18 protein-coding genes and 1 pseudogene are annotated in these 23,189 nt (G+C 41.8%); 12 read left to right on the top strand and 7 right to left on the bottom strand.

Features of this window, described 5'->3' with window-relative positions:
• Positions 1-26 precede the first annotated feature (26 nt).
• Positions 27-1,595: an apolipoprotein N-acyltransferase gene (gene lnt / locus RAH45_RS09685; protein ID WP_181718485.1), complete on the bottom strand. Its 1,569-nt coding sequence runs from the start codon at positions 1,593-1,595 to the stop codon at positions 27-29.
• A gap of 239 nt (positions 1,596-1,834) precedes the next feature.
• On the opposite strand from lnt, the gene RAH45_RS09680 reads away from it, so the two are divergent.
• Both RAH45_RS09680 and RAH45_RS09675 read left to right on the top strand, forming a co-directional pair.
• Complete coding sequence (locus tag RAH45_RS09680) at positions 1,835-2,485, top strand: DUF411 domain-containing protein (protein WP_011513677.1); 651 nt, start codon at positions 1,835-1,837, stop codon at positions 2,483-2,485.
• A 797-nt stretch (positions 2,486-3,282) separates the two neighbouring features.
• On the top strand, positions 3,283-4,005 hold the full coding sequence (locus RAH45_RS09675; RefSeq protein WP_068405068.1) for a CHAP domain-containing protein: 723 nt from the start codon (positions 3,283-3,285) through the stop codon (positions 4,003-4,005).
• A 116-nt stretch (positions 4,006-4,121) separates the two neighbouring features.
• Here RAH45_RS09675 and RAH45_RS09670 read toward each other — a convergent pair whose 3' ends face one another.
• The 3 genes from RAH45_RS09670 to cadR form a co-directional block, all read right to left on the bottom strand.
• Complete coding sequence (locus RAH45_RS09670; RefSeq protein ID WP_077448184.1) at positions 4,122-5,303, bottom strand: cation diffusion facilitator family transporter; 1,182 nt, start codon at positions 5,301-5,303, stop codon at positions 4,122-4,124.
• Between the two features lie 265 nt (positions 5,304-5,568).
• On the bottom strand, positions 5,569-6,321 hold the full coding sequence (locus tag RAH45_RS09665; RefSeq protein WP_306495220.1) for an IS5 family transposase: 753 nt from the start codon (positions 6,319-6,321) through the stop codon (positions 5,569-5,571).
• 192 nt (positions 6,322-6,513) lie between these two features.
• Complete coding sequence (gene cadR, locus RAH45_RS09660) at positions 6,514-6,924, bottom strand: Cd(II)/Pb(II)-responsive transcriptional regulator (protein ID WP_007394845.1); 411 nt, start codon at positions 6,922-6,924, stop codon at positions 6,514-6,516.
• Positions 6,925-7,066: 142 nt separating this feature from the next.
• Here cadR and RAH45_RS09655 point away from each other — a divergent pair, with 142 nt between their 5' ends.
• From RAH45_RS09655 to ccmI, 5 genes are all read left to right on the top strand, one after another.
• Positions 7,067-9,268 carry a heavy metal translocating P-type ATPase gene (locus RAH45_RS09655; RefSeq protein WP_306495219.1) on the top strand — a complete coding sequence of 734 codons (2,202 nt, stop codon included), beginning with the start codon at positions 7,067-7,069 and terminating at the stop codon, positions 9,266-9,268.
• A 120-nt stretch (positions 9,269-9,388) separates the two neighbouring features.
• On the top strand, positions 9,389-11,437 hold the full coding sequence (locus tag RAH45_RS09650; RefSeq protein WP_062844959.1) for a heme lyase CcmF/NrfE family subunit: 2,049 nt from the start codon (positions 9,389-9,391) through the stop codon (positions 11,435-11,437).
• Positions 11,438-12,100: a DsbE family thiol:disulfide interchange protein gene (locus RAH45_RS09645; protein ID WP_084387320.1), complete on the top strand. Its 663-nt coding sequence runs from the start codon at positions 11,438-11,440 to the stop codon at positions 12,098-12,100.
• 83 nt (positions 12,101-12,183) lie between these two features.
• Complete coding sequence (locus RAH45_RS09640; protein ID WP_371532842.1) at positions 12,184-12,666, top strand: cytochrome c-type biogenesis protein; 483 nt, start codon at positions 12,184-12,186, stop codon at positions 12,664-12,666.
• A complete protein-coding gene (ccmI, locus tag RAH45_RS09635) occupies positions 12,663-13,943 on the top strand; it encodes a c-type cytochrome biogenesis protein CcmI (RefSeq protein WP_062844957.1) in 1,281 nt (426 codons plus the stop codon). The genes RAH45_RS09640 and ccmI overlap by 4 nt, the downstream gene beginning before the upstream one ends.
• A gap of 27 nt (positions 13,944-13,970) precedes the next feature.
• Here the strand turns inward: ccmI and RAH45_RS09630 are convergent, their stop codons facing one another.
• Complete coding sequence (locus RAH45_RS09630; protein WP_007394843.1) at positions 13,971-14,621, bottom strand: IS1595-like element ISPssp3 family transposase; 651 nt, start codon at positions 14,619-14,621, stop codon at positions 13,971-13,973.
• Positions 14,622-14,800: 179 nt separating this feature from the next.
• On the opposite strand from RAH45_RS09630, the gene lspA reads away from it, so the two are divergent.
• From lspA to RAH45_RS09615, 3 genes and pseudogenes are all read left to right on the top strand, one after another.
• The gene (gene lspA, locus RAH45_RS09625; protein ID WP_007394842.1) at positions 14,801-15,508 is read left to right on the top strand and encodes a signal peptidase II; all 708 of its coding nucleotides are present in this window, start codon (positions 14,801-14,803) and stop codon (positions 15,506-15,508) included.
• A gap of 275 nt (positions 15,509-15,783) precedes the next feature.
• On the top strand, positions 15,784-16,116 hold the full coding sequence (locus tag RAH45_RS09620) for a DUF3817 domain-containing protein (RefSeq protein WP_131603940.1): 333 nt from the start codon (positions 15,784-15,786) through the stop codon (positions 16,114-16,116).
• A gap of 340 nt (positions 16,117-16,456) precedes the next feature.
• Positions 16,457-17,089, top strand: a pseudogene (locus RAH45_RS09615) (recombinase family protein); the annotation flags it as partial.
• A 312-nt stretch (positions 17,090-17,401) separates the two neighbouring features.
• Here RAH45_RS09615 and RAH45_RS09610 read toward each other — a convergent pair.
• Together RAH45_RS09610 and RAH45_RS09605 are read right to left on the bottom strand one after the other, a co-directional pair.
• Positions 17,402-18,985, bottom strand: a complete 1,584-nt coding sequence (locus tag RAH45_RS09610; protein WP_306495218.1) for a Fic family protein — start codon at positions 18,983-18,985, stop codon at positions 17,402-17,404.
• A 599-nt stretch (positions 18,986-19,584) separates the two neighbouring features.
• Positions 19,585-20,355 (bottom strand): IclR family transcriptional regulator, encoded by a 771-nt coding sequence (locus RAH45_RS09605; protein WP_174660670.1) that lies wholly within the window; start codon positions 20,353-20,355, stop codon positions 19,585-19,587.
• A 181-nt stretch (positions 20,356-20,536) separates the two neighbouring features.
• On the opposite strand from RAH45_RS09605, the gene RAH45_RS09600 reads away from it, so the two are divergent.
• Both RAH45_RS09600 and RAH45_RS09595 read left to right on the top strand, forming a co-directional pair.
• Entirely contained in the window at positions 20,537-21,928 is a 1,392-nt protein-coding gene (locus RAH45_RS09600) for a GntP family permease (protein WP_298872567.1), read from the top strand.
• A 43-nt stretch (positions 21,929-21,971) separates the two neighbouring features.
• The gene (locus RAH45_RS09595; RefSeq protein ID WP_306495217.1) at positions 21,972-23,162 is read left to right on the top strand and encodes an iron-containing alcohol dehydrogenase; all 1,191 of its coding nucleotides are present in this window, start codon (positions 21,972-21,974) and stop codon (positions 23,160-23,162) included.
• Positions 23,163-23,189: the final 27 nt, after the last annotated feature.

The raw sequence follows: 23,189 nt of genomic DNA, 5'->3' as shown, positions 1-23,189 counted from the left end.
TTAAATTATTATGATTAAGTTTACTATTACCCTCGTCTTCTAAGTGTGGTTAGACCTTGGCCAAAATAGCTTAGTAGTAATAACAGGGTTATTATTATCAAGATAGGATAATTTCCCATAAGCATAAAGGGAGTGTTACCAACCCGTGCCTGTATCTCACCACGTAGTACAGTACGCTCAAACTGCGGTGCGCGTTTTACAATACGACCTTTATGGTTAATGATAGCGGTAACACCAGTATTGGTCGCTCGAATAAACCAGCGCCCGTTCTCAAGAGCGCGCATTTGTACCATTTGCAAATGTTGCAATGGTCCTGCTGAAGTGCCAAACCAGGCATCGTTAGAGACGGTCAACAAAAAGTCAGTATCGATTGCATTTTTACGCGTGGTATCTGGATAAGCTACCTCATAACAGATAGCCGTCCCTATATTGTGTCCACGCACCTGTAGCGGTGACTGCTGATCACTACCACGACTATAGCTCTTAATATCCTGACTACCGGCCAAACTTGGGAAAATATCGAGCACGCCTTCAAATGGAATATACTCTCCAAAAGGCACCAGACGCTGCTTCTTGTATAGGCCTTCCGCTTCTACACCTCGAGCAATCACGCTATTGTAAAATGGGGGATACTTATCCGTATTGGCATTGAATGCCACTTTATCCTTATAAGGGATACCAGTTATCCATGTCGTATTGGTCGCATTAGCCATTTCTATCATTTCACTAATAAAGCCCGCAGCCTCATCCTGAAACATCGGAATAGATGATTCAGGCCACACCACAACATCACGTCCCCACTCAGTGCGCGTTAACTTCGCATAAATCTTTAGCGTTTCTACTTGATATTGAGTCAGCCACTTTATATCTTGTGAAATATTACCTTGAATCAATGACACTGACAGATCAGGTGTGCCCTTAGGTTTTGTCCATTGCGGATTGACCAGCCATAATGATGTGCTAATGGCTAATAACAGTACAGAAACGACGGCATAACTACTGCGCCGAAGCAGTAGCTCTACTAAACTTGCAGCCAATAGTATGGCAACAAAAGAGACGGCAAAAACACCAGCAACGGGTGCTAAGGACGATAACCAATACTCTTCAGTAAACGCATAACCAACAAACAGCCACGGAAAGCCTGTGAATAACCAAGTTTTTAACCATTCTTGTAGCACCCAAAGAGCAGCAAATGAAAAGGGTTGTTTGCCTACCATACGGTTAAAGGCTAGTGCTAAAAATCCATGAAACAGTCCCATACCGAGACCCATCAATCCAATCATAATCAATGCGAGCCACGTTGGAGTATCGCTATAATCATGGATAGCTGTATAGAGCCAAAAGCCGCCGACGCACCATAGCCCCATACCGTAAGCTTCACCGATAATAAAAGCGCGACGACCACTCATATTTGGCACCAACAGCGCATATAAAATCGCTGGTGACACTATTGCTAGCGGCCAGAACCCATAAGGCGATAATGCAAATAAAAAAATAGCCCCTGCAAGCCATGCTGCTACTAGCGTAAGCCATAGCGGTAATTGATTTAAGTGAGTACTCAAACGCTTTTGTAGACTAATAGTAGACAGGTGCATCGCAAATTATCCAAAATTATGAGCCTTGAATTTTTAATCAAAATCCAAAACTCAGATAGACCCGTTAATACTACAGGCAGCATTTCAAAATAAAAACTGCTTATGATACCAGTCCGCACTGCTCAATGTATAAATTTACGTACCCCGTTTGATGGGTTATTATGCTACATTACCAAACGATATGAAGTGTTACTTGACCTTCTATAGCTCACAATATTTACAGTACATGAGAGAGCACTATGACCCCCTTAAAAATAAAATCCAGTCTTATATTCAATCGTCATCTGTCTAAGGGGTTGCGTGGTACGCTGGTGTTACTTGCCGCCTCATCACTATTTGCTTGTAGCCAACCGAGTAGTGGCGTATCTGATGCAAACACAACATCAGTAACAACCGAAAATGCAACAGCTATCACTTTAAAGGAAGATGAACCAAACGCTAAAAGTGCTCACATGATGACAAGGTCAGTAAGTAAACCAGACCTACTAAAAAACGTCTCAGCTACGGTCTATAAAGATGCCAATTGCGGCTGCTGTAAAGAATGGATAAGTCATGCAGAAGATAATGGTCTAAGTGCAACCGCGCAAGATGTTGCGGACTTAGCCGTATTTAAAGAGCGCTACAGCGTTCCAACTGAGATGCGTTCTTGCCATACTGTAGTCACTACTGATGATTACGTCTTTGAAGGTCATGTACCTGCTAAGTATATGGCGCAGTTCTTAGAAAATCCGCCAGTACAAGCTATGGGTCTTGCCGTACCTGGCATGCCTGTTGGTAGCCCAGGTATGGAGTATCAAAATAAATTCATGCCCTATCAGGTTATGCAGCTCAATAAAGACGGGACGACCCAAGTTTATGCTGATATTGAATCGGTAGAGCAGCAATTATAGTGTGTTAGCAGTTAAGAATACTTTGATTATAGTGTTAGCGTTAAAAGTAAATGAGGCAGGTATAAGACTGTTCTATTGCTTATAAAATGATTCTTCATCAAAAAAATCATTAGCTATTGCGACTTTAAAAGCAAAAATAACTTTGAATTTGTAACTTTTGATGACAATGTAAGCGGATTTATCGGTTATTAACCCTTAAAATAGATAAATAATTAAGGGTTAATACAAGAATATACAGGATGTATCGAAACAATTACGTAATATTACATAAGCCAGTAGGGAATTAACATCTATATTAATATTATAAATTATTATATTATCTTAATAATTAGTTAGACCCTATATAGGGTAATTACTTCATCCAATAAAAAAACGTCTGAGGATTAAATCTGTAATTTAGATTTAACCCTCAGACGTTTTTTTGCTTATAAAACAGTAGAAATTGTTGTCAATTTAGTCAGCTATATTCTGTATATGTTACATAAGCTTACATTGTAAAATGTGGAATATTAGCAATTTTTTCAACATCAAAAAAGTATTTTTGGGGTTTTTAAGGGTGATGACAGGCTAAACAGCCTATGCTAAAGTCGGCTTTGTGTTTTGGCCAGCAGCTTGATTTGCAACAGCTTCGTAAGACTTCAATGATGCTGTGATCGCCAATAATAATTTTTTATATGAATAATATGCAGCAGAAGTATCAGTCACTATGACGTATATATACTTGAGTTGTTGAAATTTAATTGACTGCGCTGTTGTTGATAACAGACCATTTTGAATTAACCGTAGGTATTAGATTTATGAAACAGGCTTTATTGATTTTGTCAGTACTGGGTATGGGCATAGCACAAACGAGTGGTGCTGCTATCACAATCTCTCAAACAAATAATACCATCACCAATACTTCTGTGGCATCAAACTACGGTTCATCAAAAAACATCTATAGCACCAAAAGTGGTGCTTATGTTTCTAATAATGATGAAATTAGTCAAGCAATTAGCAACCTAAGTGCGCAGGCCAAGCAAAAAGAGAATCAGCTTTCATCATTAAACAGCCGCTTATACGCTGAAAAACAACAGCAGCAAGTCAATAAGGTTCCTGACAGCAATTCAGCCCCCGCTATCGCTGCTGCTCGCGCCTCAAAAGTGGCTTTATCTGGCAGCTCTGGATATTGTGCCCGTTACGTACGTAAAGCACTACAATCAGCTGGTTATGAGTTCACTCCAAATCCTTCAGCCTATCAGTACGCTACTCGTGGCACACTTGAGAAAGCAGGTTTCAGCAAAATCAGCAATGATATGCCAACCCAAGTAGGTGATGTTATTGTCTATGATCGCTCATCAAAGCGTCCACATGGCCATATTCAAATTTTCGATGGTACAAATTGGATTTCTGACTTCCGTCAGAACAGCATCAGCCCATACAGTGGTGTCTATGCTTATACGACATGGCGCGATTCAAAATACGTGGATGACGCATCCGCATCAGATCGTAATATCTACCTTGCTATGAATGATAAATAAGACTTTCTAAGTCAGCACAACATAGTTGTTATTTCCTCCAACCCAGTAGGGCGTGTTGAACATTCACAAATAGTCTCTGTCAGTGCCATGGTTGAAGGTTCAACACGCCCTAGTGACTAGTGACTGTGCCCGATATGGTTATTCGCAGAGCTTTGCTGCTCTGATATGTCGCAGACCAATGCATCGCTATGGGCGCTGGTCTGCGGGTGTGACAAGCTTTCAACCTGAATGGTGGCGTGATGAATACCAAGCGCAAGCAACCCTTGCTCAAGATTGGCAATCAATACGCTGGCATCCGAGATTCTCATATCCCCATCGACCATCACATGGCAAGATAGCGCATTTAGCCCGCTGGTGATGCTCCAAATATGCAGGTCGTGGACTTGTTTTACTTGTGGATGGGCAAGCAGCTTGTCTTCCACATCTACCAGCGATATGCCTTCTGGCGTGCCCTCCATCAAGACATGTACCGAATCACGTACAACGCGGTAACCACTTACTAAGATAAGTACCGCGACGATCACCGACGCTGCGGCATCGGCCCAAACCCAGCCAAACCCCATCATCAGTAAAGCGGCGATGATCGCGGCGACAGAGCCCATCAAATCACTTAATACATGCAAGTAAGCGCTTTGCATATTGAGGTTGACAGGCTCTTTGGAATCATTGCTTTTATTTGCTTTTTCTTTATTTACTTTGTCTGCATTTGCTCCATGGCTGTGGGTGTGTCCATCGCTGCCGCTACTACCACGATGCATCAGCCAAGCGACCAAGATATTAACCAGCATACCGATGGTGGCGACGATTAGCATACCTTGGGTAGCAATCTCAGGCGGTGAGTTAAGGCGTTTGATCGCTTCATAAAAAATCATCAAGGCGATAATTACTAGCGTCGCACCATTGACGGTGGCCACGATAATCTCAAAGCGTTTATAGCCAAAGGTCTTTTGATGGGTGGCGGCTTTTTCGCCGATTTTAAATGCCATCAACGTCGCACCAAGGGCGATGGCGTCGCTGAGCATGTGTCCTGCATCAGAGAGTAACGCCAAGCTGCCTGTCAGTAAGCCACCAATCGCCTCGATAAACATATAGCCTGTGATGATCACAAAGCTAATCAGTAACGTACGCTGATAGCCTTTGGTATCTCTTGGTGCGGTGTTTTGCTCTAGGTGAGTGTCATGATCATGAGCGTCTTGATTGCCAGCAGTATAGTTACTATCGTTGTTTTTATAGACATCAATAGGCTCACTTGGAGGCAAATGCTTATTTTGCTTATGACTGGCATCTTCTTGACTCATAACGTTACTCAAATTTATTAAGACTTATGGTAAATAACTTCAAGGATTAATGATAAATCTAACATAGTCGAGTATTAGAAGCTGTAACGACGAGGTAAAAATGCAGCCAGTAAGCTATAGTCGATTCACTGCAAAAATGACATCGTGCTACTGGTATAAATTTTCCTTGCATGCTGTTATTACAGAGGCTGCGCAACATTCATTCCAGTAGCACTCTTCAATTTATCACCATGTTATTTTGAACTGACTAGGGCGTGTTGAACATTCATAATTTGAGCCAGATATAAGCACAAGCAAGAGCGACCGTATTTTCATAACTTTGCTTGAGCTTATCAAACCTGGTGGCAACCGCCCTATACTGTTTTAGTTTGGCGAAAGCATTTTCTACTAGATGCCTCGCTTTATATAAGTCCCAGTCCATATGGTCGTTAGAAGACTGAGTATTTCGTTTTCGAGGGATGTTATCCCGTGTCCCTGCTTGTTCAATATGCGCTCGTAGTGCATCAGAATCATAGCCTTTATAGGCACATAAAACCTCTGTGTTGCTCAAATTAACTTTGTCTACTAAGTCAGGTGCGACTTTAACATCGTGGGTCGTGCCATCTGACAAGATAAAGGTAATCGGATTGCCATGCGCATCTACTGCCAAGTGAATCTTGGTCGCGCGTCCTGCCACACTTTTACTAATGGATTGTAGGTTCTCATTGCCACCACTGCTGTGCTGATGCGCTTTAATATGAGTACCATCAATGAAGACCCACTCAAGGTCTGCGTCTTTGATTAATAAAGCAAACAGCGTAATCAGCTTATTACTACGAAACCAGCGCTGGTAAGCTTTATAGATGGTATTGGGCTTGCCAAAACACTCGGGTAAGTCGCACCAAGGACAGCCAACACGCATGCGATAAAGCACGCCTTCAACCGTTTGTCTAAGATTTCCTTTGTCATAGATATTAAGTTCTAGTAATATAGGTTTCAGTCTTGTCCAGTGTTCATCTTTGAGCATAGTGCGAGGCATAGCGATCGATATCTTTTTTGTGTGAGAACTTAAAGATTAACCGTTCGCTATTTTTTTTGCCATTAATTTATACCCAATGTTCAACACGCCCTAGTGATCTTAATATCATTGCTGGGTTTTTTTGTGCTTAACATCAGGGCGTATTTAACCTTTCATGATTTGATCCGTCAGAAATGAACACTACTGATATCATTACTCATGACAGGAGTTATCGACAAGCGCGTTTAAAATGCCACATGATGACGCTGGTGCACTACTTGCACATTTCTGGCGCAAAACGGTCAAGTGATGCTTTAAGTGCATCAGTTCTTCCATTCGTATTTCCACAGCATGAATGTGCTCATCTAGCAAGTTATTCACATCGCCGCAGTCCTTGTCAGGCGACTCCCAGTATTCAAGTAAGATTCGCACATCATCTAAAGCCATATCGAGCGTACGGCAATGTAGGATAAATTGTAGACGCTCAATGTGCTCTTCATTATATAAACGATAATTCCCTTCGCTACGAAAAGGCTCGGGTAATAAACGCTCTTTTTCATAATAGCGAATGGTTTCTACTGTGGCACCTGTGCGTTTAGCGAGCTCACCAATTTTGATTGTCATAACAACCTCTATGATTTAAATAATTAAAGTGGCTGTAAAGACTAGCGCTAGAGAAATTAAAATTACGAAACTGTAGATAAATAACCTTGACTCTAAAGCCACTATAGGGTTCATAATATCATTATTCAAAGGGTAAATTATTATGAAATATCATATTGAAGGTATGGACTGTGCCAGTTGCATCGGCAAGATTGAAACAGCTTTGAAACGTATGCCTGGGGTTTCTGATGTTCAGCTGAATTTCGCTACAGAAACGCTAGAGCTAAATTTAGCCCCTGGTGCGCCGACTCAGGCTAGTGATATCGAAAAAACAATCAAAAGCCTAGGGTTCGGCATCTCTGCCAATACTGGTCAACAAACTGTATCGGCTATTGATATTGACAGCGACAATCAGATGGCTCCGCAGGATAAGCAATGGTGGCAAACTCAAAAAGGCAAACAGGTTGTTGGCCTCGGTATTTTGATGGGCAGCGGTTATGCACTGTCACTACTGTTGCCCGCTTATGGGATATGGGTGTTTGCCATCGCTGTGATTGTAGGCGTTTTTCCATTTGCGCGCAAAGCCTTAGCACTGGCTAAAACAGGTTCATTCTTTTCAATTGAAACGCTGATGTCCGTCGCCGTGCTTGGCGCACTTATCATTGGTGAAGCTGAAGAGGCCGCAGCGGTTGTCTTTTTGTTCTCAATCGGTGAACTGTTTGAGAGTATCGCTGCTGATCGCGCTCGCGCTGGCATCAGAGCCTTATCATCGCTGGTTCCGAAAAGTGCAATTTTACTTGATGCTCAAGGTGGGCAGCGTAACGTTCCAGCGACTTCATTACAAGTGAATGACCTTGTGCTGGTGCGTCCTGGAGATAGGGTATCTGCTGATGGTTCCATTGTTCAAGGTGCGTCCAGCCTTGATGATTCGCCCGTGACGGGAGAGTCTGTTCCTGTTGCCAAGACGATGGGTGACAATGTATTTGCAGGGTCAATTAACATCGATGGTGTGCTCCAAGTGCGCGTAGAAAAGACAGCCGCCGATAACACCATTTCGCGCATTATTGAGCTGGTAGAGCAAGCCCAAGCCTCCAAAGCACCCACTGCCCGTTTTATTGAGAAATTCAGTCGCTATTACACACCCGCAGTGATGGCTATTGCCGCACTAATTATTATCATTCCACCGTTAGCCATGGGTGGAGATTGGTCGACTTGGTTGTATCGCGGTCTAGCACTGTTGCTGATTGCCTGTCCCTGTGCTCTTGTACTATCAACACCCGCTGCCATCGCCTCTGGTCTTGCTGTTGGTGCGCGCCGTGGCTTGCTGATCAAAGGCGGTAGTGCTTTAGAAACTATCGGCCAAGTGAAGACGGTCGCTTTTGACAAGACAGGCACTTTAACTGAAGGCAAACCACGCGTGACCGATGTTGTTGCCTTTACACAAGAGGACTCAAGTATTCAAGGTCAGAATTCTCAAGGTCAAGATGAGATATTGGCACTTTTTGCCAGTGTGGAGACTGGTTCTAGTCACCCGCTTGCTGAAGCCATTGTTAGTCATGCTGAAGCTGCTAAAGTGTTCATACCTGTGGCCTTCAATGCTTCTGCAACTGCCGGTAAAGCGGTACACGCAACTGTCGCGGAGCGCGCGCTAGCTATCGGTTCGCCTGTTTACGCAGCCGATGAGGCATTGATTTCATCCACACAACAGGCGCAAATTGAGGCGCTGCAAAATGAGGGTAAGACCGTCTCTGTTCTTTTCGATGAGCAAAACCGTGAAGTGCTTGGATTAATCGCGCTAAGAGACGAATTACGAGACGACGCTCATGAAGGTGTGGCTCAGCTCAAAGCGATGGGTGTGCGCTCCGTCATGCTAACAGGCGACAACCGCTTAACCGCTCAAGCACTTGCCAGTAATTTAGACGTGGAATGGGAAGCTGAGCTGTTGCCTGAGGACAAACTGCGCCTGCTTAACGAGATGAAGAACAACCGCAAAATAGCGATGGTTGGTGATGGTATTAACGATGCGCCAGCGCTAGCAACTGCCGATGTTGGCATCGCGATGGGTGGTGGTACCGATGTGGCCATTGAGACGGCCGATATCGCATTATTAAAAAGTCGTGTTACGGACATGGCTCATCTCATCGCACTTTCACGTGCCACCATGCGCAACATTCATCAGAACGTCATTTTCGCTTTAGGTCTCAAAGGCATCTTTCTGATCACGACCATATTCGGCATTACTGGACTATGGATTGCGGTTCTAGCTGATGCTGGAGCAACAGTGATCGTTACTCTTAATGCGTTACGTTTACTGCGCTTTAAAGGCGCGCCTCCACTGGTAAATCCGCCTAAAGTAGTTAAATAAAACCCTTCGAAATCAATTAAAAACTAGAGATAGCAGCAGATTTCGGGGTGGGTTCTAATAATAAAAATTCCACCGCCACAGTAAACTGCAACCGCATTAGAGTAAATAAGGTTAGACCGTATGTTGATTACAGAATTGGGCTATTTTGCCTTGCTTACCGCTTTTGTACTGGCGTTATTGCAGGTAATTCTGCCAACTATTGGTGTTATTCGTAACCAAGTTGCTTGGCAACGACTAGCCCCTAGCCTAGCTTGGGCACAGTTTGCCGCCATGATAACGTCATTTGGCGCTTTGATAGCAGGTTTTTATTATAATGATTTTAGCCTCAGTTACGTCGCGCAGCATTCTAATACGCTGTTGCCTTGGTACTATAAGTTATCGGCGACATGGGGCGGACACGAGGGCTCTTTGCTGCTATGGATGACCATCATGGCCACATGGTGTGCACTGGTATCATACTTTAGTCGCGGCTTGCCGTTATCAATGCGTGCGCGGGTATTAGTTATTTTGGCCGGTGTACAGTTAATGATGCTAACGATGCTGATATTTACCTCGTCACCGTTTGAGCGTACCTTACCCAATCTAGCGGTCGATGGCGCTGATTTAAATCCTGTCCTACAAGATTTCGGTCTGATTATTCATCCGCCCATGTTATATATGGGCTATGTGGGTATGGTAGTACCTTTTGCATTTTGTATGGCGGCATTGTGGGAAGGGCGTTTAGATGCTGCTTGGACACGCTGGTCACGTCCATGGGCGCTCGCGGCTTGGGGATTTTTGACCATTGGTATTGCACTGGGCTCGTGGTGGGCCTACTACGAGCTTGGCTGGGGCGGTTGGTGGTTTTGGGATCCGGTAGAGAATGCCTCGTTTATGCCTTGGCTTGTCGGCTTAGCATTGCTGCATTCATTAGCAGTCACTGAAAAGCGCGGGGTGTTTAAAGCATGGACCATCATGCTGGCTATTTTCGCCTTTGCCTTAAGCTTGCTTGGCACGTTCCTGGTACGCTCTGGAGTCCTTACCTCAGTGCATTCGTTTGCCGCTGATCCGACGCGTGGTTTGGTTATCTTAGCTATTCTTGGCATTATCATCGGTAGTGGTCTATTAATGTTTGCCGTTCGAGGTTGGCGTTTAACCGTTGAAAGTCAATATCAGCTGATTTCACGTGAGTCCTTTTTAGTGATCAACAACGCCATCATTTTGATTGCAACCTTAGTGGTGCTGCTCGGCACCCTTTACCCTATTATCGCTGATGCTTTTGGTTTAGGACAAGTGTCCGTTGGCCCTCCTTATTTTAATGCATTATTTGTACCTTTAACGTGGCTGTTATTAATAGCTATGGGTATGGGCTCAAATATTCGCTGGAAAAAAGACACCCGTCCACTACTGGGTATAGGCATGGTCATCGCCGTTAGTAGCTTAGTATTAGCCGCCATTATTACTTACTTTGTTAATCCATCGTCTATGCTTAATATTGGTGTGACTTTAGCCGTTAGCTTTTGGGCACTGCTATGGATGGCAGTTGATTTTAAAGATAAAACTAAGAATGCGCCTAATCTTTTTAACGGTTTGCGGCAGTTGCGTCTGAGCTATTGGGGTCAACAGACTGCTCATATTGGCGTATTGGTTGCTGTCATTGGCATAGCCTTTACTAGTAGCCTGAGTATTGAGCGTGACGTAGCAATGGGTATTGGCGATACAGTCAATGTTCAAGGTTACGATTTTGAAGTAACTGAATTTTTTGAAATAAAGGGTAGTAACTTTGATGCAACGCAAGCGCAAGTGGTGGTATCCAAAGACGGTCGTGAAGTGGCGAAACTGACTCCAGAAAAGCGTACTTATATTATCAGCACGATGCCAACAACTGAAGCTGCTATTGACCCCAGTCTTATGCGCGATGTTTATGTCGCACTGGGCGAACCTATTGCCGATGGTAGTAACCAATGGGCATTAAGGATTTATGTAAAACCATTAATTCGCTGGATTTGGTTAGGGGCAATTATCATGGCTCTAGGTGGATTAATTAGTATGCTTGATAAACGATACCGCATCAAAAAAATTAAAGCTCCGTTGCTAGTTACTGGTAGTTTGGCTACTTATGGAGTCAATGAGGTAGCTATTGAGCAGGCAATCTCAGTATCGACGATGTCGACACTAAAGGAGAAGTAAATGACTATGTCGAATAACACTCCTGAGCAAAAAGATAGCCAAAACAGTAAGCAGCGTAACCCAAAGGCAATGAAAAAAAAGCAGATGAAGCTATGGTTCTTAATTCCGCTTATCCTCTTTTTTGGTTTGGTAGTTATATTGTACATGCGCTTAGGTAAACCAACAGACATTGTGACCAATACCGCTCTTGAGCGTCCGGTTCCTGCCTTTGAGCTGCCGTTATTAGCAGATACTACCCGTACTATCACCAATAATAATTTGCCAGATAAGCCGTTTTTACTTAATGTTTGGGGCTCGTGGTGCCCAACTTGCATTATTGAGCATCCGTTTTTAATGCAACTAGAAGAGCGCGGCGTTGATATCGTTGGTGTGAATTATAAGGATGAGATTGGTAATGCGCTCAGTTACTTAAACCGAGGCGGTGATCCATTTTCTATGTCTATTCAGGATTCATTGGGTCAGTTTGCTCTAGACTTAGGCATAACTGGTGCGCCCGAAACCTTTGTTGTGGATGGAGATGGCATCATTCGTCAGCATATTGTTGGTGAGATTAATGAAGCCAATTGGCAACAGCGTGTTAAGCCGTGCCTGACCGTACTTAATGAGGCTAATAAGAACAACGATAGTCCTGATCTCATTCAGGTTGAGGAGATGTGCAAATGAACGTTACTCGAATAAGAGCTCCTCAAATAAAACTCAATATAATTTTAAAACTAGCAAGCTTAATACTAGCGTGTTTGCTTAACATGACGGCAAACGCAGCTATTGACGTATACGATTTTGATTCACCACAGCAAGAAGCTCAGTATCGTGGATTAATAGAAGAGTTTCGCTGCCCAAAATGCCAAAATCAAAACCTTGCAGCCTCTGATGCACCGATTGCACAGGATCTAAAGCAAAAAGTCTATGATTTAATTAAAGATAGACGTAGTGATGCTGAAATACGCGCCTATATGCAAGAGCGCTACGGTGACTTTATTAGCTACAAGCCGCCTATGCGACCATCGACATGGATCCTATGGTTTTTTCCACCATTATTATTGCTCGTCTTAATTGTTGGTTGGTTTTGGCAAAGTAAACGCCGCCAAGTTGTCGCCCGTGGCCAAAACGGCGTTACAGTGAACAGTACTGCTGCCTTGACCTCTGCGGAAAAGGCTGAGCTTGATCGTCTATTATCGCAAGCTGAGAATGTCGACCACGATATTACTAGCATAGAGGACAAAAAATGACTCTATTTTCTACTTTTGGCTTATTTGTAGCTCTAAGCTTGCTGATTGCTCTTATATTTGCGCTAATTGCTATTATGCCATGGCTACGAGCACCGCGTTTGCAGTCCAAACCAATAGACAATCAACTGCTAGATATTAATGTTGCAGTATTTCGCGAACGTTTAGCTGAGCTACAAACAGATAAAGACAGCGGTACTATTAATAATAGCCATTATCAAAATCAAAAGCTGGAACTGGAGCGTCAGCTATTAGATGCGCAGCGTCAGATAACACCTATGGTCACCCCTGATGTCAAAAGCCGTTTAATTGTCGCAGCTTGGATCCCAATATTGGCTGCAATGGCGTACTTACTAATAGGCAATCGTACGCCCGTGTTTGATTCGTGGACAAGCGAGGACAAAGTAGGACAAGTGGCTGATGACCTATTGACGGCTAAGATTGATAAGCCACCAAAGTGGGCGACTGAAAACGGTCGTCAGTTGATTAGCGCTATGCAGACCAACGTCCATCGTAACGCTGATGATCCTAATCGCTGGATGCGCCTATCTGAGCTTTTCTTATCGATGGAGGCGACTGGCTCTGCTTTAGAAGCCTTATCGCGTGCCTATCGTTTAGCACCTGATAACGAGGAGATTGCTACTACTTATGCTCAGACTAGTTTTTTTGTTAATGAAGGTCAGTTAGACGCCAATATTCGCCGTGTATTACAAGCTATATTAGCTAAGAATCCGCAGCATGAACGGGCTCAAATGCTCATGGCAATGGGTGAGACTCGTAGTAGTAACTTTGCCCAAGCGCAAGGTTGGATTAAACGCTTACAAGGCAGCATTGTGGCCAAACCAGGTGATCATACTAAAGCTTTAGCAAGCTTAGATGAGTTAAGCAACTACGTTAGCACGCAAGAAAAGCAAGCGCTAGAAGGTATTGACGTGACAGTGAAAATTAACGCTAATTTATTACCGTTAGTGAAAGCTGATGATGTGTTGTTTGTTGCGATACGTGACGTTAAAGGAGGTCCACCGTTTGCCGCCAAACGTTTACCCATTAGTATTATCAAGCAAGGTGAGGCTAGTATCCGCTTAAGCAATCTTGATGCGATGATGCCAGATCGCACGTTAAATTCAGCTCGTAGTGACAAAACTCAGTTAGCAGTCGTTGCTCGTATTAGTCATAGCGGTAATGCCATAGCAGAATCAGGCGACTTATCGGGTAATCCTATAATGATTAGCGTTGAACAGACTCAGGTTAATGTTGAAATCAATCAACAGATTCCCTAATAAAAAATTAGGGGCTGTCCTAGATAACTAGTTCAAACCCTGTTTAACCCATTGTTTTAATTGTAGTAATTGCGACTTTGGGTCACTGTGATTAAAACGCCACTCACATTCCTTTAAATAGAGGTGAAAATGTTCTTTTGGAACTCCGTTAAACTTACGTAGATGCCGTTTAGCTTGGTTCCAAAAGTTCTCTATACCATTAATGTGATTCTTGTCATTAACAAAGGTTTTGGAGTGGTTGATACGATAATGAGTAAACTCACTGACATCTAATGCGTTATAGCTTTTAAATGAGTCAGTATAAACAATGCTATCAGGCTTCACTTTTTCTCTTATGATGGGGATCAAAGTATCTGCTTTAGCATTGGGTATAATACAAGCGTAGACCTTGCCATTACGCTTTAATAGACCAAACACGGGCACTTTGCTACCAGCACCTCGCCCTCGCTTGCCTTTACGAGTTCCACCAAAGTATGATTCGTCTACTTCGATTTCGCCTTCAAATAGACCAGGGTCTTGACTATTCTCGTAAATAAGCAGTCTTAGCCTATGAAAGTAATAACTGGCTGTCGTTTTATTAATACCAATTAGGCTTGCTGCTGTTCTCGCGGTAGAACCGGCAACAAATAACTCGATTAGTCTGCTTTGTTTATACCAACTTAGTTTACTCTTTCTCATAGTGCTATCCTAAATAATTTTACTTATCTAGGACAGCCCCAAAAATTATTACCGTAAGTTTCATAATACCAGAGCGGTAAGTGGAGCCGTTTATGAAAGTGGCGCGATTAATAATCGTATACCAAAAACATATACGTTTAACATTGTTCATTGTATAAACATAGATAAAGGAAACAACTATGACTGAATCTACCGACAGATTAGATAGTACTAAATTGAATAGCGTTGAATCGGCTAGTACTAATATTGCTGACAAGAAGGTACCTATAGCTGTGAGTAGTACTCATCAATCGATTGACTCTAAAACCATAAATCATACGCCTAAAGCTATGTACGTGACTTCAGGCAACTCAATAACACCTAAAGATAAGTTGGACAAAATGCCAAAAATGGTTGCCAATGGCAGTCGCGCTTTTATCTGGTATTTGTTGGCGATAATGGTATTAATACTTGATCAATGGACTAAGTGGTTGGCCCAAACCACATTAGCGTTCAATGACCCCGTACCGGTCATTGAACCATTTCTCAACTGGACACTCGCTTATAACTATGGGGCAGCATTTAGCTTTTTAGCCAACGCTGGCGGTTGGCAGAAATGGTTTTTCTCAGGCTTAGCTTTTGTAATGGCTATCTTTTTAACGGTTTATTTAATCAAAGCGCCACGTGCAGCCAAGCTATTATCTATGGGGTTGGCCTTAATGCTTGGTGGTGCGATTGGCAACTTAATCGATCGTTTAAGAATTGGTAAAGTGGTTGACTTTATCCATGTGCATTATGCTGATGTCTGGAATTATCCTATTTTCAATGTTGCAGATATAGGTGTCTGTGTCGGTGTCGCATTGATTATAATTGACATGATATTTTTAGAAAGTAAGCGTAATAAATAAGCACATTGATACCGATTATCACAAACAAAATGAACTAGCGTCGTATTCACTCTATACGGAAAAATACTTTTTATACTTGAGTATGTTTATAAAATGTGAACTGGAAGGTAATGTATGACTGGTATAGGTACTCACTCATTTTAGGTCTTAAAACTCAATACTTAAAAGCTCTGCGTAGAGCCATTATTATAGAGACATTGAATAATCCATAAATTCTTTATTGATAATAACAAAAGGAAAATACAGTGTCACAGACTCAGCCAACTATTGAAAAAATTCACAGCCTTAGAAAAAAACAAGAGACAGCGTTAAAAAGTCTTACCCTTATAGGCTATCTAGAAGGCACCTCTTTCTTATTATTGCTCTTCATCGCCATGCCACTAAAATATATGATGGACATTCCAGAAGGTGTGAAATACATCGGTATGGCACACGGTATGTTGTTTATTACCTATATCATAATACTTATAGGCTCAGCTATCAAAATGAAAATGCCTCTTTGGGCAATACCTGCGGGCGTACTCGGCTCACTCTTACCTTTTGGCCCATTTATATTCGATCATTTACTAAAAAAGAACTTGCAGGAAAATGTAAGTAAAGAAGCCTAGAACAAGCTCTGCTATAAATGCCACAAACGTATCTTATTACTCAAGATTATTTTTCCTAACTAAATCACAAGCCGCCATCACTCATCGTGGCGACAAATGAATAACATTGAGCAGAAATTAATCACAATAAAACTTTAATTCAGACCCAGTATGAATAGTCTCACACTCCAGTTACTTTTCGAACTTATCTTACATACTATCGACAAACCCGTTTTGTTTAAAAGCTAAACAGGTTTTGTCATCCGCGATGGCTTTCCTGTTATCGTAGGGTATACCCCAGGGGCACTATCAAAACAGGTCTCTTAATCAATTAATAGTCTACTTATAATAGACTGCAATAATGGAACTACTTATAACAGACTATTTTAGGTGTTTATGTTTATCAGAGCATAGAGCGCCCATCAAAGATCAAGATGCCAAGCGTGCCAAAAGTGAGCTCATATAGTTTGCTGCTGATCATGGTCACAAAATTGCCGCCTTCTATGTTGAAAACGAGTCAGACGCAACTTTAATACGTCCACAGTTAATGTAACTGATAAATGATGCCCATGAAGGCGATATAATTTTGGTTGAGCAGATTGACCGCTTAGCACGTTTGAACCAAGCTGATTGGGATACTCTCAAAAGAATGCTATTAGAAAAGAAGCTGGCGGTAGTATCAGAAGAGCTACCGACCTCTTATATAACTCCTCAATCTGATAGCAGCATTGTATTTATGAGCAGCGTATTACAGGCCATCAATTCGATGATGCTTTATATGCTCGCTGCTATTGCTAGAAAGGACTATGAAGATCGACGTAACCGTCAGATGTAAGGTGTTTCTCGTGCTAAGGTAGAAAGTAAATATTCAGGACGTAGGAAAGATACCGAGAAGCGTAAGATTATCGCTAGCCTTCTGAAATCTGGGCGTAGTTATTCTGAAATACAAGCTACAGCTAAGTGCTCGCGTCAGTTGATAGCTGTTATAGCTAAACAAATACTCAAATACTCAAATACTCAAATACTCAAATACTCAAATACTCAAATACTCAAATACTCAAATACTCAAATACTCAAATACTCAAAATTATTTTGAGGATCTGTAATAACCTTGTCAAATAAAAATTGTCTGTTATCAAAGTTCCTCTAATATATTCTGTTTAAGTAAGAAAAATATTGATTACGTTTCAAGTTACAGTATTTTAGCCGAATCTTTTATAAACGAATCATTATCGCAACGATGATACTGATACTAGCTTAAGCTTGATTATCAAGGCAGATTTTCTTGCGTATAGCAGGGTTTGTTCTAACTATTCAAACCATCTGCTTCATCTTTAAAGGTTTCTACAACCACAGAGAAAATATCGTCCCAAACCTCATCATTTGCCAAAAACGGATAATCCTTCAATAGCTTATTACTTTTAACACCCTTATTTTGTAGCATGCTACGAATAATTCTATCGGCATAGCTGTTGGGCATCTCAACAATCTCTTTTATCGCCAGTCGTGCATGGTCATGCTTTCTTAGGTACTGTGACTCGTTATGCATCTCTTTTTCAATAACATGAGCAATGAGTCCTGATAAGTACTGAACGTGAGGCGTTAGATCCATAAAGCGCCATGCAGGTTGAATTAGGTGAGTATTTCCAAAATTTAAGTTTGAGCGAATACCATCAGGGTAAGTAACTGCCTTTTTATCAAAGCTGTAATGATCACGGATTTGCTTCATAAGCGGCACAGAGACACGGTCTAAAATTTTATCATAGGCATGACGGTCTGAGGGATGCTCAGCAATGGCTTGTGATATAGGTAGGATAATCGGCTCATGAATGATCTGGTCGCGTCTGAGTACATCGTTAATTAGGAAGCGATGTACTCGGCCATTGCCATCCGCTAGCGGATGAATATACACAAAAGCAAAGGAAGCAACCGCACTACGTATCAGTGCCGATTGTCCCTCAGTCTTCTCCATAAATACCTGTAATCCTGCTAGCTTATTAGCAATGTCATCAGCAGGTGGCGCAATATAGTGCACAATCTCTTTAAAGCCATTGACCTGAGTATGCGACACAAAAACTGGTGATTGACGGATGCCGTACTGCTGAATAATAGTTTTACTACCCAATATGTCTTGTTGCAACTCTGCTAGCGACTCAGGATCAAGCGGAATATCGCCCTTGCCGGTACGCCGTGCCATTACATCGGCGAAACGTTCAATACGTTTTAACTCTTTCCCTTCACCTTCTATAGTAAAACTGGCTTTACTCTCTCGTAATGTCATCCATACGGATGCACGCATCAGTAAGTCTTGCCCAAATTCATCGTTCAGCTTGTCAACCATCGTGGCAATATCGAGTGCAGCGGCTTGCGTAAACAACTCTGTTTTCACCAATTGAGGACAGAAATGACGGGTTCCTGCTAGATTGTCATTGATACGCCAGCGAGCGTTCTTGATGACATGCGCAGGGCTTGAAGTCACCAGCTTCTTAGCATCTAGAGCATCCACATAGTTACCGCCTAAATTATTCGGTACTGCTAACTGCTTATCCATGAGCCACTCATACAAGAAAGCCATTCTACGGGCATAGCTGCCTGTGGGCTCAGCGTTTACCCATGCTTGTACATCATCAGCCCCTATCTGCTCAAACAGACGAGTCAGTAACTCTAAACTCAGTACTTCATGACGCATGTGAAATTGTAAGTGCGCAATGATTGTGTCCAGTGGACGCGCGGTTTCCTGATAAGCGTTATGAATGACGTCACCGTCTTTATAGGTTTGTCTGCGCCCACCGATACTACTGCTGACATATAAAGGGGCAACCAGCTCGATGCTTGCATGACGGATAAGCCATGCTGCGCCAATAGGGTCTAAGGTAGGGGTGTTTATCATGAGTGGCTCAAGCGATTATAGATAAGCCATTTTGCGTAAAAACAATTATGAATGCAATATAATGATTATAATGAAGCATTATTGCATTAAATCGATTTTTATATGACGCTGTGATGTCTTTAGATAAAGATCGAGGGGCGTTTTAAGTGGGCATAATTGATCGAAATTGAAGGTGGTAAATACCCCTCTTTTAACACAGCTACGTAGTAATAGAGTGCCTATTCTGTAAACAAAGTCTGCTTGCCTCGCGTGTAAAGCCTTATATATCAGCTGTTTACAAATAAAAATAAAGAATTAAATATTCCTAAACAAATGGCCACCTATTCTTAAATTGGCAAGTTCACTTATTACTATAAATAATGGATAGTTAATTTACCATTTCATGTTCGACTGTATCCAGTCTATTTTAAGCGGTCTATTTGACTGGCTTAAGTGGTGTATACCTAAAATATACCATTTTCAATTACTGACGTTTGTTGCCACGAATAGTAATTCCTCGTACTGTCTGATTAATATATCCCAAATTAGTTTCTATAAAATTATTCGCTTAGGTCAAGGTGAGTTGACGGGTATCATAAATAATAAACATTGCTAATAATTTATTCATAGTCCTGATTAAAAGTAACGGATAGCTCGAGAGCAGCTTCTCGCATAATAGGTACATATTCTAATAGCTCATCCAAAGTTTTTCTTACAGTTGGACCATGGGTGAATACTGTAGCAAACGTTTTATTTTCATCATTAGGAATGAGTACAGCACAAGCAACCATGCCTGGAATAAACTCTTCGTTGTCTATCCCCACTCTAGTATCCCGTGTCTTAGAAATAGTCTGCATCAATTGCTTTTTATCTGTTTGCGTATTGGTAGTTAATGCATGTATCGATATTTTATTAATGATACGTTCGCATTTTGCATTGGATAGTTGTGATAAGAATAACTTCCCACTTGCACTTGCCCAAATCGGTACATGAGTTCCTACTGGCAGATATATTTGAAGTGGCCAATCAGATAAAACGCGATCTACATAAACTACATCTAGGTCTTTCATAATTGCAATGCCTACGGTTTCTCCTATTTGTGCTGAAAGCTGCTGTAATATTGCAAGTCTTTCAATTTTAAAATGATTATTCTGTAATAGGTCCATAGCTAACTTATAGGTTCTTTTCCCAGAGGTCACCTTCCCAGGCAAGTCCAATTGTACAAACCCGATATTTTGTAGCTGATCTAATAACCTGTACATACTAGGTATAGGTACATCCAATGTATCTGCTAAGTCGCTAACGCTCATTGGTCTTTGCGATCTCGCCAGAATTTCCACAATTTGCAAAACCCGCTCAACACTTGAGCCCTTCTTTTTAGTATTACTCATATCTTTGTCACTCCCTAACCATATGACTTCTAATGTTTCTAATCATTATAACGATAATATTTAATGATTTAAGACTTGTCATTATAAAAATATTCTGTTATTTTCACATAACGATATAAATTTTATCGTTATGTGAAAATAATGAAATGGATTTTATGTATATATAGCACAGGGAGTGCATATGATAAGTTTATTGCCCATTTTGCTGTCGTTAGGTTTATTAATGTATTTGGCCTACCGTGGTCATAGCGTGATTTTGTTAGCGCCTTTGCTAGCAATGCTTGCTGTGCTTTTAAGTGGTGAGGCTAATACGATGCTAGGCGTCTATACGCAAGTATTTATGAAAGGTCTGGGTGGATACATCATCAGCTTCTTCCCGCTTTTTCTACTAGGCGCTATATTTGGTAAGTTGATGGATGATTCAGGTTCCGCACTTAGCATCTCAGAGTCACTCGTCACTAAACTCGGTAAGAAGCAAGCTGTTTTATCTATCGTCATGGCCTGTGCGATTTTAACGTACGGCGGTGTGTCATTGTTTGTAGTGGGCTTTGCTGTATACCCAATCGCTGCTGCTTTATTTCGCGAATTGAACATCCCTAAAAGACTTATTCCTGGTGCTATCGCCTTGGGTGCTTTGACCTTCACGATGACCGCTTTACCAGGGACACCGGCAATTCAAAATGCCATTCCTATGCCATTTTTCAAAACAGATTCTTTTGCTGCCCCTGGTCTTGGTGCTATTGGTGGCTTGATCATGTTAGTAGGCGGAATGATTTGGCTTAATTATCGTACTAAAACAGCTCTAAATGCAGGAGAGGGTTATGGTCAACATCATCATGATAAGTTAGCGGTAGTCGATCATAGCGCCAAGCCTTCATTACTTGTAGCGTTATTACCAATCATCTTAGTCATATTGATTAATTTCATTTGCACAAAATGGCTATTACCTAGTATGGATAACAGCTATCTAGCAACTGAAGAGTTTGGCGCTGTTCCTCTATCTAAAGTTCTTGGTATTTGGGCTATTGTTATAGCTTTGGTAGTGTCTTGCGGAGCGATGATTCTGCTCAATTGGAAGCGTTGGAAGGACCTAAAAGAATCGCTCAGTGAGGGTGCGCTAGGGTCATTGCTACCAATTTTTAACACGGCATCTGAAGTTGGATATGGATCGGTTATCGCTACTTTAACCGGGTTTATCATTGTAAAAGAATTCTTATTAGGTTTGTCTCCGGAGAACCCTCTAATTTCAGAGGCTGTTTTCGTAAACGTTATGGCGGGTATTACTGGCTCAGCGTCTGGTGGACTAAGTATTGCTCTCAATACCATGGGGGACAACTATCTTCAGTTAGCTTCTCAATTTGGTATCAATCCCGAGTTAATGCATCGTGTAGCTTCTATAGCATCAGGTGGTTTAGATGCTCTTCCTCATAATGGTGCAGTTATAACTCTACTCGTAATTTGTCAGCTCACTCATAGAGAGTCTTATAAAGATATCTTTGTGGTAGCTGTTGCGGTACCTGTGCTTGCACTCATAGCAGTCATTACCTTAGGTACATTAATAGGCTCGTTTTAGCACAGTATTAAACACATAGTGATCAACACAAGGATAGGTAAATATGTCACATAGTATTCTTCTACCAAGAATCATGGAGGTAGGCCGCGATGCATGTCAAAAGCTGCCGACGATATTAGATAGCTTAGGTATCAAAAAGCCTCTCATCATTACGGATGAGATGATGGTTAAACTGGGTTATGTGGATAAACTACAAACCATTTTAAAAGAGGTTCAGATTACAGCTGATGTATTCTCAGATACTATGCCTGAGCCTACTGAAAGCTCTATTGAGTCAGGGGTGCAGCAGGTACGGCACCAAGAATATGATGGTTTGATTGCCTTAGGTGGCGGTAGTCCTATAGATAGCGCAAAAGCAATTTCAATTTTAGGGAAATTTGGTGGCGTCATTAATGACTATAAATTTCCTCGTCAAGTAAATGAAGCAGGTTTACCTATTATTGCGATACCTACTACGGCCGGAACAGGGTCAGAGGTTACTCGATTTACTATTATTACTGATGAAACAAATAACGAAAAGTTGTTATGCGTTGGTATGGGATTTATGCCTATAGCCGCCATTATTGATTATAGCCTTACTATGAGTGTGCCTCCTCGAACCACTGCTGATACTGGCATTGATGCAATGACTCACGCTATAGAGGCTTATGTCAGTCAAAAACGTAACGCTTATAGTGATCAACAGGCTTTAGCTGCATTACGTTTGATTGGGCCCAATCTACAAAAGGCCTATCATAATGGCGAAGATGAGGATGCTCGTGAAGCCATGATGTTAGGTTCTACGTTAGCTGGTATTGCATTCTGTAATTCATCGGTGGCTTTGGTGCATGGAATGAGCAGACCGATTGGCGCTTTTTTTCACGTACCGCATGGTTTATCAAATGCGATGCTATTGCCAACTATTACTGAATTTGGCATATCAGGCACTCCAGAACGATATGCAGATTGTGCACGAGCATTAGGAGTGGCGAGCTTTGATGATACTGATAATCAAGCGAATATAAATTTGATTACGTATCTGAAAAACCTCAATATCGAGCTCAAAGTGCCTACATTGGAACAATTTGGAGTTCAAAAAACTGATTTTGATGCGCTAATAAATACCATGTGTGAACAAGCATTTTCCTCTGGTTCACCTAACAACAACCCCCGAATACCGAGTTTGGAAGAAATGGTTCAACTTTATACATTGTTATGGGCAGAAAGTAGCTCAGATGATGTTTCGACAAGCTAATAAAACTAAAGCTTACTTTTAATCTAC

The sequence above is a fragment of the Psychrobacter sp. van23A genome (genome assembly GCF_030845275.1).
Lineage (GTDB): Bacteria > Pseudomonadota > Gammaproteobacteria > Pseudomonadales > Moraxellaceae > Psychrobacter > Psychrobacter faecalis.
Note: the sequence above shows the minus strand (reverse complement) of the source record. Positions and strands in the feature narration are given on the sequence as shown.